Below are 1,792 nucleotides of genomic sequence, written 5' to 3' on the forward strand. Positions count from 1 at the left end.
TGGCGGCCCGGATCGGCGGGGACGAATTCGTCGTCATCCCGGACTGGCCGATGTCGATGGCCAGCGCCGAGACGTTCGCCGACCGGCTGCAGGGCGCGCTGCGCGAGCGGGTGGAGATCCAGGGCCACACGGTCAACAGCACGGTCAGCGTGGGCGTGACGGTCGGTCTGCCCGGGGAAGACACCAGCGCCGGTCTGCTGCACCGCGCCGACGAGGCCGTCCTGGCCGCGAAACGCGGCGGCGGCAACCAGACCGTCAGCTCCACCGACGACATGTCCTTGAAGAGTTTGTTCCGCAAGGACATCGAACTGCACATGCAGGGCAAGATCGACGACGAGTCGTTGTTGCTGTACTACCAACCCGAGGTCGATCTGTGGAGCGGCGCCATCGTCGCGGTGGAGGCGTTGGTCCGCTGGCGGCACCCCACCCGCGGGTTGCTGTTGCCGAGTTCGTTCATCAGCATCGCCGAATCCGCCAACCTGGCCGATGATCTGGGCCGGTGGGTGATGCGCACCGCGTGCGCAGAATTCAGCCAATGGCAGACCAACGGCGTCCGCACCAACGCCACCCTGCGCGTCAATGTCTCGCCGGTCCAGTTGGCCGCCCGCGGTTTCGTCCAGAACGTGGTGGAAACCATCAACGAATTCGGACTACGCCCCGGTTCGCTCTGCCTGGAGATCACCGAGCGGGCGGTGGTGCAGAACATCGAAAACACCCGTCGTACCCTGGCGGAACTGCGCGAAGCCGGGGTGCAAATCGCGATCGACGACTTCGGGACGGGTTACGCGGTCTTGTCACACTTGAAGGATCTGCCGGTCGACACTCTGAAGATCGATACCGTGTTCGTGCGCGAATTGGGCGTCAATCCGGGCGATCTCGCAATTGTCCGAGCGATCATCGCCCTGGCCGAGGCATTCGGCCTGCAGGTGGTCGCCGAGGGTGTGGAAACGTCCGCGGCCGCGCTCACCTTGATGCGGCACGGCTGTCACCGCGCGCAAGGATTCCTGTTCTCCCGCCCGGTGCCGGGGCCCGCCGCCGAAGCAATGCTGGCGTCACGCTGGATGGCGATGCCTTTCCTGGCCGACAGCCAGGCTTTGGTGATCTGACAAGAACATCGCCCGGTAGAAAGTGGCACGCAACCGCACCCCCGTCTGCCTGCCGGCGAGCGCTGCAGTCGGTGCGGTGCACCAATGCGGCTCGGCGTGCGGCGGCACACGGCGATGCGGACCCCTCAAGGTGCCCCGGGCGAAGCTTCGGGAGGAACTCGCCGGCCTCGGCGCACGCCGCAGCGCACCCGATCCGCACAAACCAGTCCCTCGCATAACCGGAGATAGTACATACCTTTTGGATGATGTTCAATCCATACGAGACTGTGCGTCACATCACGTCGACTGCCTATGTATCGCGCGCGGCGCAGTCAACGCCCGACAGCGGCGAACCCTGCCCACGCCGTCTGCGGAGCCCGTCATAATCAGACGCATGGAGCGACGGCGGAACGCGCAAACCCCTCTGGCACCGATGGACACGCTGCGGCAGTTGCCGGCCCTGGTCGCGCTCGAGCGGATCCCCGTTCCGGTGCTCGCGATCGCCGACGACGGCACCATCTTGTTCGCCAACAGCGGGTTCGCCGCCATGCTGGGCTACACCCAAGAAGAGGTGCTGGCCCTGGAGTTTCGGCAGATCTTCGGCCAGGTTCCACCGGCCGAGGAATCGGCCCTGTCGGTGATGCATTCCCTGGCCAATCTGGTTGTTTCCCTGGAACATCGGGACGGCTCGACGGTGCGCGCCCTGA

2 protein-coding genes are annotated in these 1,792 nt (G+C 65.6%); both read left to right on the forward strand.

Annotation, left to right across the window (positions count from 1 at the left end):
- A partial coding sequence (locus tag AC2VOG_RS16220; protein WP_486940893.1) for a putative bifunctional diguanylate cyclase/phosphodiesterase occupies positions 1 to 1,106 on the forward strand: 1,106 nt, incomplete at its 5' end.
- 412 nt (positions 1,107 to 1,518) lie between these two features.
- Positions 1,519 to 1,792, forward strand: a 274-nt coding sequence (locus AC2VOG_RS16225; protein ID WP_486940894.1) for a PAS domain-containing protein, incomplete at its 3' end; no start/stop codon positions are given.

The sequence above is a fragment of the Mycobacterium sp. TH-M11 genome (assembly GCF_057473725.1).